The following is a 12,787-nucleotide window of genomic DNA, read 5'->3' on the forward strand; positions in this document are numbered from 1 at the left end:
AGACGAAAGAAGGAATTTGTAATGGAAACAATTGTTCAAAAATTTGGTGGCACTTCTGTCGGAAGCGTCGAACGCATTCAACATGTAGCAAATTTAATTATTGAAGAATATGAACGAGGTCATAGCATTGTCTCTGTCGTTTCAGCAATGGGAAAAAGCACAGATGAACTTGTCGCACTCGCTAACGCTATCACAGAAAATCCAAGTAAACGTGAAATGGATATGCTTCTATCTACAGGAGAACAAGTAACTATTTCATTATTAACAATGGCACTGCAAGCAAAAGGCTATCATGCAATTTCATTAACAGGGTGGCAAGCAGGTATTACGACAGAATCTGTACATAGTAGTGCACGGATTACTGACATTCATACAGATCGTATTCAATCTTATCTTGCTGAAGGTACGATTGTTATCGTAGCTGGTTTCCAAGGTATAAGTGTAGAAAATGAAATTACAACGCTTGGCCGTGGTGGCTCTGATACGACTGCTGTCGCATTAGCTGCTGCACTTAAAGCAAAAAAATGTGATATTTATACGGATGTGACAGGTGTATATACGACGGACCCACGAGTTGTAAAAGATGCTTACAAATTAGACGAAATTTCTTATGACGAAATGTTAGAGCTTGCTAATCTCGGTGCTGGCGTATTACACCCGCGCGCTGTTGAGTTTGCTAAAAATCATAATGTAGTTTTAGAAGTTCGCTCAAGTATGGAACAAAAAAACGGAACAATTGTAAAAGGAGAATGTAACATGGAACAACAATCAATCGTTAAAGGTATTGCATTTGAGGATAACATTACACGTGTCACAATTAAAGGATTAGAACAAGGCTCGCTTTCAACAGTTTTCTCTACATTAGCAGCAGCACACATTAATGTAGATATCATCATTCAAAGTATTACAAATGAAGGAACTGTACACCTCTCCTTCTCCATTCATTCGAATGATTTAAGAGAAACTTTAGAAGTTTTGGAACAAAATCAAGAAACTCTTCACTATGAATCTGTAGAACATGAAAATCACTTAGCAAAAGTATCAATCGTAGGATCTGGCATGGTATCTAACCCAGGTGTCGCTGCAAATATGTTCACTACTTTAAAAGAAGAAGATATTCATATTAAAATGGTAAGTACATCAGAAATTAAAGTGTCTGTCGTTATTGACCGCCTTCATTTAGTAACAGGCGTTGAGGCGCTGCATCAATCATTTATGGCGAAAATTGAGCCTTTCGTGCAAATGAGCTAATCTGATATATTTAGTAATGCTAAAAAAATCAGATTAATGTATTACCTTCCTATTAAATAAAAAGCTGTTCGTTAACACGATGCTATATGACATATTAAAAAACACCTTGTCACATTTTCCTATACTGTGACAAGGTGTTTTTGACTGAAAGGAATTTGTAACTACTTAGTAGTATAATTATGAGGATAATTAAATAATAGACTTTTATACATAAGGAGATAAGACTATGGCAAAAAACAAATTACTACGAATGGACAATGTCAGCATCGTTGTAGAATCCCTTGATAACGCAATCTCTTTCTTTGAGGAGATTGGCTTGAATCTCGAAGGTCGAGCCAATGTCGAAGGTGAATGGGCTGGTCGCGTAACTGGACTCGGTTCTCAGTGCGTAGAGATCGCTATGATGGTCACTCCAGATGGCCACAGCCGAATTGAACTTTCGCGATTTCTCACCCCACCTACTATATCAGATCACCGAAATGCTCCTGTAAACGCCCTCGGTTATCTACGCGTCATGTTCACCGTTGAAGACATTGACGAAATGGTATCGAGACTCACTAAGCATGGTGCAGAGCTCGTTGGTGAAGTAGTTCAGTATGAGAACTCGTATCGTCTCTGCTACATTCGTGGAGTCGAAGGAATTTTAATCGGTTTAGCGGAAGAACTCGGTAATAAATAAGTAATGTTTTATAAAAAAGAGGGAATAGCTCTATATTTAAGCTATTCCCTCACTTCTATTAAAACAGATGAATGTTTTCTTTTTTACAAGCTGCACGTAAATCGTCAGGCCATACAGAAGATTGAACTTCACCGATATGAGCTTTACGTAAGAAGTACATGCACATTCTTGATTGTCCAATACCACCGCCGATTGTTAATGGTAGTACGTCTTCTAGTATACCTTTATGGAAATCATACTCACGTTTGAAGTCTTCACCAGTTTTCGTTAACTGCTCATCAAGTGATTTACTATCAACACGAATTCCCATTGATGATAATTCAAATGAAGATTGTAGTACTGGGTGCCAGAATAAAATGTCACCGTTTAATTTCCAATCGTCATAATCAGCTGCGCGTCCGTCGTGCTTTTCACCTGAACGAAGTGCATCACCAATTCCGATAATGAAGACTGCACCATGTTCTTTCGCAATTGCATGTTCACGATCTTTCGGTGTTAATTCTGGATATTTATCTTCTAATTCTTGAGAAGTAACGAAAACAATTTCTTCCGGTAAATACTTTCCAAGGAACGGATATTTTTCAAATAAGTGATCTTCTAAATCTTTGAATATTCCATAAATTGTTTGTACTGTTTTTTGTAAGTAATCGACAGTACGCCATTCTTTTTGAACGATTTTTTCCCAATCCCATTGGTCAACGTAAATGGAATGCGTTGCATCAAGTTCTTCATCACGACGAATCGCGTTCATGTTTGTATATAAACCTTCACCAGCTTCATATCCATATTCATGTAATGCAAATCGTTTCCATTTCGCTAGTGAATGAACAATTTCTAATTCTTCTCCTGAATGTAACATATCAAATTCAATTGGACGTTCTACACCGTTTAGGTGATCGTTTAATCCTGATTTTTTCGTTACGAATAATGGTGCAGATACGCGGAATAGTTCAAGGCGTTTTGCTAATTGGTCCTCGAAAAATGTTTTAACTTCCTTAATTGCAATTTGAGTCTCTCTTACTGTCATTAATGATTGATACATGGTGGTTTCCTCCTAAAATGTTTGGATGTTGTGAAAAGAAGCCAACAAAAAAAGCCCTTCTTTCCCAAAAAACTGGGACGAAAGGCTTTGGTTCCGCGGTACCACCCAAATTAGCAACAGAGGTTGCTCACTTATACAATACGGAGATGAAATATCTCGATACTGTTCTTCTTGTAACGGCGAAGTTCCCGGCTAAGTCTACTTTCCTATAAAGGATTTCGGTTAGCAACTCCAGGAGGTTCTTCATAATAGGCTTCGTATCAGGCTCACACCACCCCTGACTCGCTTAAACTACGTCCTACTACTACTCGTCCTTTCATAGTCGTTTTGTTGTCACATCTCTGAAACATTTTATTAATGATTATTCTATACAAAAAATAAAGAAAGTCAACAAAAAGTTTTAAAATATTTTTCAATTCTTTATTTTACGGCTTTATTGATTGTTGTTAATTTAACATCTTTACTTTTTCTGCCTCGTCAATCCAAAAAATGTTTCACTGACCGAAACTAACGTATACACAATAATTAATGTGATCGTTCGGAATATAGAATCCGCAGTATTTCTTATTATTTTCATTTTCTTTATAATTCCTTTCAGTTTACTTGCAATTTCATGATATACTATAGCATTCAAGCAGTTTATTTTTACTTAAAGCAATCATAGTCATTTATAAAGAGTATTTTCTAAATCATTGACTATTATCAAATAAGATTTTTAAATAACGGAGTGATCATATGAGTAAAACGAAGGCAAAACCGAAAAAAGGTGTAGGACAAGGTACAGGAAGTAAAGGATGGAACCGTTGGCAATCAAGTGCAAAGAAAAAGGCAGCTGCAAAGCCATACAAAAGTAAAGGTACAAAGAAGTAATTTAAATAACATTTGATTTCTTTACTTTGTACAAAACAAAATATAATTATTACAACAAAAAGCTATGCTTTCACATGTGAAAGCATAGCTTTTTCATATTAAATCATTAAAATATCTCGTATTTCTTCCTCCGTGATGGATGCTAATTTTTCTTCTCCCGGCTCAATCACTTCAGCAATTAAATTTTTCTTACTTTCTTGCAGTTCATGCATTTTCTCCTCAATTGTTCCCTGAGCTACTAGCTTTATAACTTGCACTGTATTTTTTTGTCCCATTCGATACGCTCTATCGGCCGCTTGTTGTTCAACAGCTGGATTCCACCATAAATCGTATAATATTACTGTATCTGCACCAGTTAAATTAAGTCCGGTACCACCAGCTTTTAAAGAAATGAGAAATAGATCTCCTTCTCCTTCGTTAAACCGATCGCACAGCTCTACACGTTCCTGCGCTGGTGTACTCCCGTCTAAATAAAAGTATGGAATTGCTTGTCGATTTAACTCACGACCAATAATGGAAAGCATCTTCGTAAATTGAGAAAAAATTAATATTCTCTTCCCTGTACTTCTACATTCCTCTAAAATCTCTAACAGTTGTTCAAATTTAGCTGAACTTCCTTTGTAATCATCAACAAATAAAGCAGGATGACAACAAATTTGTCGCAATCTCGTTAAACCAGCTAAAATTCTAATTTTATTTTTACGTAACGTATCTTTGTCTAAATGCTTTAACGTTTCTTCCCTTAGCTTCGCTAAATAAGCAGCATAGAGACTCTTTTGATCGGGTAATAACTCCGATGATTGTAAGTGCTCTATTTTCTCTGGCAACTCATTTAATACGTCCCCTTTTAATCGTCTTAATACGAATGGTTTCACTCGCTTCGCTATATCTTCACGCCTTAAATCACCGAACTCTTTTCTTCCTGGTAATAATTCTGGGAAGACGACATGGAAGATAGACCATAGCTCTTCTAATGAATTTTCTACAGGTGTACCCGTTAGCCCAAAACGGTATTCAGCTTGAATTGTTTTCACAGCTCTTGCCGTTTGCGTTGTAGGGTTTTTAAACGCCTGCGCTTCATCAAGGAATAGTGTATGAAATGGTCTTGCATATAATCTTATATCTCTTCTCAGTAATGGATATGACGTAATTACGACATCAAATTCCGTTATATCTTTCAAAATTTTCCGGCGCTCTGCTTGGTTTCCATCTGCAATAACTGCTCTAATATGCGGGGCGAATTTTTTCAATTCACTAAACCAATTATAAACAAGAGATGATGGTGAAACGACTAATATAGGTAGTTTCTTTTCTCGAATCTCAGGCAAAACAGAATCTATAAAAGCAATGCTTTGCAACGTTTTTCCAAGTCCCATATCATCTGCTAAAATACCGCCAAAACGGTAATGAGCAAGTGTTTTCATCCATTCGAACCCATATACTTGATACTTTCTCATTTCTGCATTTAAAGTATTTGGCACAGCAAACTTTAATTTTTTCGGGTTTTGAATGTTTTCTACTAACTCTTGAACAGAATCATCTAAACTTAAAACATTGCCTTCATGAAGTCCGTTCATCCATTTTACACTCCGAATAAGTGGAACATTTACCTCTTCTCCATGTAAAAATTCTTTCCGAATACCTGATTCTTTTATAAACTGATTAATTTCATTAAACTCTTTACTCTCTAGCGATAAAAACGAACCGTTCGCCAATCGATAATATTTACGTTTCTCTTCAAGGGCCGCTAATACACCTTTAATTTCTGCTTCTGGTATTCCTTTTATATCAAAACGAAATGACAACCAATCAATTCTTTCTTTTCTTCTCACTGTAATAAGAGGAACTGCATCCCCTTTACTAATTCGCAATTTGATTGCTGTCGTCGCATAAATATCAACTAAACCTTTTAATGTTGGCACGACGTGATATAAAAAGTTATACTCAGCTTCTTCATTATGCATAAAGTAACCGCCTTCTGTTTTTGCAAAGGCACTTTCACTCATAATGTCTAAAATCTCTTTTTCCTTTTTCTCATCACGATTAAAAACAGACGGCTGTCCATCCTCTTCTAGCGGATTAATCATGACGTTCCCATAGTGAAATTCAAGCCCTGCTAATAAGCGACTTTTCACGCGGTCTAAATACAATTTCGCTTTTAGCGAAGGTGTTTCAACACGATCCGATATTACTTCATCAATGTGTACAGTTCCGAGCTTCATTAATCCTGGTACAACTTTCGCGACGAAATGTTCCATCTTACTTTCTGGAATATAAAACTGATTACTATTTGAGCGACTCATCATCTTTTGTAATTCAATAAGTCGCATACAATCTTCAATGTGTAAGTGATATAATTTCCCATCGTAAAGTGCATTGTTATACATATCCATAACTTGTACACGATTTAAACCATCTATATGAAGTGTAAATCCGCCATTATTTCCCTTCGTAAATTCAAAGTGTAACGGCAACAACCCTTTTGAAACTTGTAATCCCTGAAACAGTTGTTCATTTTGTTTCAGCTGTACATATTCAACTTTAGAAAGTGAAGAGAGCATATCTTTCCATGAAGCTGGTGGTATAAATATCATACTTTCATCTTGTTTCGCATGTACTTCTAGCGTATCTTCATACATTTTTTCGTTATGATACATTTTAATGAGCTGCTGAATAATCGCATCCGTTTCTTGTTTAAAACTATGTACATCTGGTGTATATGTAAATTCATTTGAACAATGAAAAGATTCCCTTTTCTCCACCTTAGAAAGAAATTCTCTAATATGATTTATGAAATACACTTTGGCAAGTTTCAATTGAATTCCAAGAAGAGCCCCACCACTTCTCGTAGCTACTGGTGTACATATAAACTCAATATCTAATATTTCACGTGTATCAAAACGGTGTTGTTTACTTTTTGGCCTCAGTGGTTTGTCTGCAAACAGCTGAAACATACCACTTGTCAATTGATCATTTCTGCTACTAGTGGAGCTCATTCTACCTGTTTGTTGATTATAGTTTATTTGTATTAATACTGCTGCAACATGTTGACAGTACGTTTGAAAAGACGCTAATGAAGGACAACTACATTTTGCAACAACATCACCCTTTTTGCCTTTTGCTACTGTAACATGGAAATCCTCGTTCCCTTTTACTGTCGCCTCACAAATTTCTTTATTTTCATCGTACTGATCTATTATCACTTTATTTGATTTATAATAGGCTTCACCTCTTTTATATGAGGTCTCTCCGCACACTTCTTTAATAATCGATTTATTCAATGTGAAACTCATTGCTTTGACACTTCCTTAATATAAAACCATTTTCTCTTACTTAACATTTTACATGCTCCACGAGAAAATATAAAATGTTGATTTAACAAAAGAAGATGCTTATTTATAAGCATCTTCTTCACTCTATCTCCATCAACCTCTTCGCCTCAAAATACAACACTTGAATAAACTTTTTCGTATTAATTCGCGTATGACCAGAAGATGCGAGTTCATCTTTCGTCATTTCTGTCATCCGTTTTCTAACTACGGTAAAATCGAAAAATTTTGGAGCATAGCTTTCAAATTTTGGATTTGAAAAGTCTGTTAATCCTAAAGAAGCCAAATGATTTAACGACTGATAAATAGCTCGACGTACTCTTTGTTCAGACGCTTTTTTCTCTTTATCAATATCCGCCTCTAAAGCTAAATCCCCTAATTTTCTTATCGTAATATGATGGAAAATTTCTTTTAACGCAGGAAAGCCAAACTCAAATGTCTGTGCCTTTTCTTGACCATATAAATATTCCAGCATACTAAGTAAATCTTTACTTCCATTCTCTCCCGCAATACCGAGTTCTGATAGTAAAAAGCGCCCTAAATCCCCTATCTTTTTTCCTTCTTGCACTGGTTCAGTACGCAATTGCGGTTTTTCCCACTGAAACACGTTATTCAATGATTTTTGAATATCGTGTATAGAACGCTCCAATCTAATACGCTCCATCACTTTGCGTACAACAGATACAACTTCGATTTTATTTAATGGTTTTGTAATATAATATTCTACACCAAGTGTATATGCCTCACCTATAAGCTGCTTCGATTCCACTTGAGAAATCATAATGATTTTCCCCGTGAAAGTTGACGCAATGTGACGAACTGTTTCAATTCCGTCCCTCATCGGCATCAACAAATCAATAAATAAAATATCTACTTTTTTAAAATTTAGTTGATCCGCCTCAATAAAAGCTCCGTCATCCGCCTCACCAATTACTTCTCCAAGATCTCCATCTTCAATAATTTGCGAAAGCATCGAACGGAAAACTTCATCATCGTCTACGATATAATAAAACAAATCTATTCCCCTTCCCGCTTTAAACTACCCTCTGGTAAACAAACGATAAACTTACATCCTCTTTTATTTTCTCGGCCTTCTAATCTCACTTCTCCGCCTAGCTCTGTTACCATTTCATTTATGTAAGAAAGCCCAATACCAGTTGACGGTGTTCCCGTTTGATCATACTTAGAAGTAAATCCTGGCTTAAATACTAATTTCTTATATTTTTGTGCAATACCAGGTCCATCGTCAATTACTTCAAAAAATATATGTTGATCTCTTTTATATAGCTTAATAATAATGACACCTTTATCTTCAATTGCTTCAACTGCATTTGCAGCGAGGTTATTAAAAATTGATAGAACTGTATACACGTGGTATGCAGCATGCTCACCTTCTATATGTTTAGAAAAACGTATATCCTTTTCTAGCATTTCAGCATACTTCTCGTTTATTCTAACAATCATTTCTGCTAACTCATGTCCTTCTACATATTCAGCTACATTTTTATCTAATAACAGTTTAGATAATCCTGCAAATATCCTTTGATTATCCTTTTTTATTTCATGCACTTCCCCCGCTATTTTCAATGCTGTTTTACTACTTGAATCAGCGCTTACTTGTAAATTTCGATATAGTTGATATGCTTCTTGTGTAATTAACTCCGCATTTTGTAACGTCTTTTTCAAATGAACAGATTCCACATATAAATTAGAAAGATGCATTAACATATTTTCATTTTCTTTTCGAACTTGCGATTCTTTTAATTTCGTTTCATATAAATTCATCATATTTAAAAAACCAAGTGCAAAGAAACTACGAAAAATAGCAATAATGATGAGTTTATTTACTTCAGAAATCGTTATTGTTGTACCTAGTACTAACATGTGATAAAACGCAAGTTCTGACATACTTGCAACAATTTCAATTGAAATCCCAAGGCATCCAATAATGATTGGTTTCTGATGGAACTTATTTACCCTGCAAAGCGAAAAAAAACTGCCATAAATAAAATAATAGAAGAACACAGGATAACGCAAATAAAATGATTCTGTCATATGAAATGAACCTTGCATGATCCAGTCAAGACATACTCGGAATAAGACTACAGATATACCAACAAGAATACCTGCAACTCCTGCTGGTACTCTTCTTAAAAATAATAATAAAAAGAAGAATAGCGGTGTACCGAAGCTAACTCGAAACGTATCATTAAAGGGATGAAAGTTCAGCTCCCCAGCAATCGGAACAACGACCATTAATATAATTAAAAGGGACATATCTTTCTTCCATAATTGATTCCAATTCAAAGGTGACACTTCCTATACTTTTTTTCAGTAGTAAAAGCGAAAGCCCGCTTATTGTTATAAACGGGCTTTTTTTCTATATTCTAACCTTTTCTACCGCTTTTATTTGGCGATACTCTGGCTTCCACATTGCTTCTTTCACTGCCATCTTGATATCGTTATCACTTAAGTTCACTCTTGCAACACCTTCTGCAACTGCAACTTTAGCTACTTCAATTGCAACCATTTCTGAGATATTACGTAATTCTTCGACCTCTGGTAAAATAGGTGCTCCTGGCTGACTTGTATCTACCATACTTGCAACTGCCTCAGCAGCTGCTGCGAACATTCCATCCGTCATGACACTTGCTCGTACTACAATTGTTCCAAGACCAAGACCTGGGAAAATAAGTGCATTATTTGATTGTCCAATCACATACGTTACACCGTTATATGTAACTGGTTCAAATGGACTTCCTGTTGCAACTAACGCTCTTCCTTCTGTCCACTCGATTAAATCTGCTGGTTTTGCTTCAGCAAGTGGCGTCGGATTCGACATTGGTAAAATAATTGGTCTTTCTACGTGAGAAGCCATTTCTTTAATAATCTCTTCTTTAAATGCACCTGCAACAGTAGATGTACCAATTAAAATTGTCGGTTTTACATGTTTCACAACTTCAGCAAGTCCGATCACATCATTTTCTTTCCACTCACTTACTTCTGCTTCTTTTCTTGCGTACGGAATTTGGAAATCAAGAAGATCTTCCATATTATCTGTAACTAACCCGTTACGATCAATACACCAGAAACGCTTATATGATTCTTCTTCAGATACGCCTACGCGGACCATCGCATCTCTAACTTGATCTGCGATACCGATTCCAGCCGTACCAGCACCAAATACAACAACGCGGTGTTCACTTAGCGGTACACCAGAAGCTTTCACTGCCGATAATACTGCCGCAAGTGAAACTGCACCTGTACCTTGAATATCATCATTAAACGTACAAACATCATGACGATATTTATCTAAAATTTTTCGTGCGTTACGAGAGCTAAAGTCTTCCCAATGTAAAAGTGCTTTCGGGAATTGTTTGTTTACCGCTTGTACAAACGTATCAATAAATTCATCGTAAGCTTCACCTGTTATACGAGGGTGACGATTTCCAATATAAAATGGATTGTTTAATAGCTCCTCACGGTTTGTACCTACATCTAAAATTACCGGTAATACACGACTAGGATCGATTCCAACTGCAGCAGTGTAAACAGCTAATTTTCCGATTGCGATGTTAATACCACCAACGCCCCAGTCACCAATTCCTAATATGCCTTCTCCATCTGTTACAACGACTAAATCAATGTTCTCAGCTGTTGCACCGATATTCGTGAATGCTTCTTCGATACCTGATGGATCGTTAATTGATAAATAAACACCACGTGGTTTACGATATTCATGACTATATCTTTGAATTGCTACACCGACAGTTGGTGTATATACAATCGGTAACATTTCACGTAAATGATCTGTTAATATACGATAAAATAATACTTCATTTCGATCATGTAACGCAGTTAAGTATACATTCTTTAATAAATCATCCGGCTGAGAACTAAATTGTTCGTATGCTCGGCGTGCCTGTTCTTCTAACGTTAAAACCGCTGGCGGTAATAACCCTTTTAAACCTAACTCTTCTCTTTCATTTTGTGTGAAAGCTACCCCTTTATTTAAAAGTGGTGTTGATAATACTTCTGCTCCTCTTAATGTTGTTTCTAATGCACCATTAGAAGCTACTGTAAACTTGCTCATAACATCCCTACCTCTATTCATATATAGCATTTCTATATTGTAAACAAAAAAGAGGGGATTGTCCCCCCTCTTCTTTTAATTTTTCTTTAAAAGAGTTGCTCCTGCAATCCCTGGATGTGTCATTTCGAATGGATCTAGAATTAACTCTAAGTCTTCTTGTGACAATACACCATTTTTCACACAAAGTTCTCGAACGGATTGGCCTGTTGCAATTGCTTCTTTCGCAACGCGAGCTGCTGCTTCATAACCGATATGAGGGTTCACGGCTGTAATAATTCCTACACTTTTCTCAACATACTCTTTTAAGCGATCTTCATTCGCTTCAATTCCTTTTAAGCAATTATCTGTAAAGGCACGGAAACCGTTATTCATAATGCTAATCGATTGAAGTAAGTTGAAAACAAGTACTGGTTCCATAACGTTTAATTCTAATTGCCCTGCTTCTGAAGCAAGGCAAATTGTATGGTCATTACCAATTACTTGGAACGCAATTTGATTAATTACTTCTGGCATAACAGGGTTTACTTTCCCTGGCATAATAGATGAACCTGGTTGACGAGCTGGTAACATAATTTCCGCTAAACCAACACGCGGACCTGATGCCATTAAGCGAAGGTCATTCGCAATTTTAGACATATTCATCATACATACTTTAAGCGCTGCAGATACTTCAGTATAAGCATCCGTATTTTGCGTCGCATCTACTAAATCTTCTGCACCAACAAGCGGTAATTCACTAATTGCAGCTAAATGTTTTACAACTGCTTCAATATATTCTGGATCTGCATTTAAGCCTGTACCAACTGCAGTTGCTCCCATGTTCACTTCATATAAGTGTTGACGTGATTGCTGAATGCGTTTCATATCACGTTCAAGTACACGTGAGTACGCTTTAAATTCTTGTCCAAGGCGAATTGGCACAGCGTCTTGTAAATGTGTACGTCCCATTTTAATAACATGGTCAAACTGTTCGGCTTTTAATTCAAATACATCATGCATATAACCCATCGTTTGTAATAAGCCTTCTAATGCATTTAACGTTGCGATATGAATCGCCGTTGGGAATGCATCATTTGTTGATTGGGCCATATTTACATGACTATTTGGACTAATATAATGATAGTCTCCCTTTTCCATTCCTAATAATTCAAGAGCACGATTGGCAATGACTTCATTTGCATTCATGTTCATTGAAGTACCCGCTCCGCCTTGGATTGGATCCACGATGAAATGATCATGCCATTTTCCATCAAGAATTTCTTGAGCAGCTTCTGCGATCGCACCGCCCTTGTTTAATTCCAATCTTCCTACATCTGTATTCGCAAGCGCTGCAGCTTTTTTTACAACTGCGAACGCTTTAATTAAACCTTCATGGATTTTGTATCCTGTAATTGGGAAGTTTTCAACTGCACGCATTGTTTGTACGCCGTAGTATGCATAGTTTGGTACTTCTTTTTCACCTAAAAAATCTTTTTCAATTCGAACACCATTTTTAACTTCAGTTAATGTTGCCATGATTATTC

At 36.3% G+C, this 12,787-nt stretch carries 9 protein-coding genes and 1 other annotated feature; of the genes, 3 read left to right on the forward strand and 6 right to left on the reverse strand.

The features are described 5' to 3' along the window. The first annotated feature begins 21 nt into the window (after positions 1-21). Positions 22-1,251 carry an aspartate kinase gene (locus tag AU379_RS14940; RefSeq protein WP_000448035.1) on the forward strand — a complete coding sequence of 410 codons (1,230 nt, stop codon included), beginning with the start codon at positions 22-24 and terminating at the stop codon, positions 1,249-1,251. A 226-nt stretch (positions 1,252-1,477) separates the two neighbouring features. Next, positions 1,478-1,930 carry a VOC family protein gene (locus AU379_RS14945; protein WP_001107260.1) on the forward strand — a complete coding sequence of 151 codons (453 nt, stop codon included), beginning with the start codon at positions 1,478-1,480 and terminating at the stop codon, positions 1,928-1,930. Between the two features lie 58 nt (positions 1,931-1,988). Here the strand turns inward: AU379_RS14945 and asnA are convergent, their stop codons facing one another. Beyond that, on the reverse strand, positions 1,989-2,972 hold the full coding sequence (asnA, locus tag AU379_RS14950) for an aspartate--ammonia ligase (protein ID WP_000284914.1): 984 nt from the start codon (positions 2,970-2,972) through the stop codon (positions 1,989-1,991). Positions 2,973-3,042: 70 nt separating this feature from the next. After that, positions 3,043-3,301, reverse strand: a binding site (T-box leader). 406 nt (positions 3,302-3,707) lie between these two features. Here asnA and AU379_RS14960 point away from each other — a divergent pair. Continuing rightward, positions 3,708-3,842 (forward strand): DUF3934 domain-containing protein, encoded by a 135-nt coding sequence (locus tag AU379_RS14960; RefSeq protein ID WP_000047588.1) that lies wholly within the window; start codon positions 3,708-3,710, stop codon positions 3,840-3,842. Between the two features lie 98 nt (positions 3,843-3,940). Here AU379_RS14960 and AU379_RS14965 read toward each other — a convergent pair whose 3' ends face one another. The 5 genes from AU379_RS14965 to aspA all read right to left on the reverse strand — a co-directional run bounded on the left by AU379_RS14965 (position 3,941) and on the right by aspA (position 12,779). Continuing rightward, positions 3,941-7,135 carry a DEAD/DEAH box helicase gene (locus AU379_RS14965; protein ID WP_061139450.1) on the reverse strand — a complete coding sequence of 1,065 codons (3,195 nt, stop codon included), beginning with the start codon at positions 7,133-7,135 and terminating at the stop codon, positions 3,941-3,943. 118 nt (positions 7,136-7,253) lie between these two features. After that, entirely contained in the window at positions 7,254-8,186 is a 933-nt protein-coding gene (locus AU379_RS14970) for a response regulator (protein ID WP_000500302.1), read from the reverse strand. A 2-nt stretch (positions 8,187-8,188) separates the two neighbouring features. Continuing rightward, complete coding sequence (locus tag AU379_RS14975) at positions 8,189-9,487, reverse strand: sensor histidine kinase (RefSeq protein ID WP_002004878.1); 1,299 nt, start codon at positions 9,485-9,487, stop codon at positions 8,189-8,191. 64 nt (positions 9,488-9,551) lie between these two features. Further along, positions 9,552-11,264, reverse strand: a complete 1,713-nt coding sequence (gene malS, locus AU379_RS14980) for an oxaloacetate-decarboxylating malate dehydrogenase (RefSeq protein ID WP_016109742.1) — start codon at positions 11,262-11,264, stop codon at positions 9,552-9,554. Between the two features lie 75 nt (positions 11,265-11,339). After that, positions 11,340-12,779 carry an aspartate ammonia-lyase gene (gene aspA / locus AU379_RS14985; RefSeq protein ID WP_000224190.1) on the reverse strand — a complete coding sequence of 480 codons (1,440 nt, stop codon included), beginning with the start codon at positions 12,777-12,779 and terminating at the stop codon, positions 11,340-11,342. Positions 12,780-12,787 lie beyond the last annotated feature (8 nt).

Source organism: Bacillus sp. JH7, from assembly GCF_001563515.1.
In the GTDB taxonomy this organism is placed as follows: Bacteria; Bacillota; Bacilli; order Bacillales; family Bacillaceae_G; genus Bacillus_A; species Bacillus_A cereus.

Excerpts from the sequence above, each read along its gene's own strand:
- AU379_RS14940 (WP_000448035.1), top strand. The coding sequence starts at position 22 with ATGGAAACAATTGTTCAAAAATTTGGTGGCACTTCTGTCGGAAGCGTC.
- AU379_RS14965 (WP_061139450.1), bottom strand. The coding sequence starts at position 7,135 with ATGAGTTTCACATTGAATAAATCGATTATTAAAGAAGTGTGCGGAGAG.
- aspA (WP_000224190.1), bottom strand. The coding sequence starts at position 12,779 with ATGGCAACATTAACTGAAGTTAAAAATGGTGTTCGAATTGAAAAAGAT.
- asnA (WP_000284914.1), bottom strand. The coding sequence starts at position 2,972 with ATGTATCAATCATTAATGACAGTAAGAGAGACTCAAATTGCAATTAAG.
- AU379_RS14945 (WP_001107260.1), top strand. The coding sequence starts at position 1,478 with ATGGCAAAAAACAAATTACTACGAATGGACAATGTCAGCATCGTTGTA.
- malS (WP_016109742.1), bottom strand. The coding sequence starts at position 11,264 with ATGAGCAAGTTTACAGTAGCTTCTAATGGTGCATTAGAAACAACATTA.
- AU379_RS14960 (WP_000047588.1), top strand. The coding sequence starts at position 3,708 with ATGAGTAAAACGAAGGCAAAACCGAAAAAAGGTGTAGGACAAGGTACA.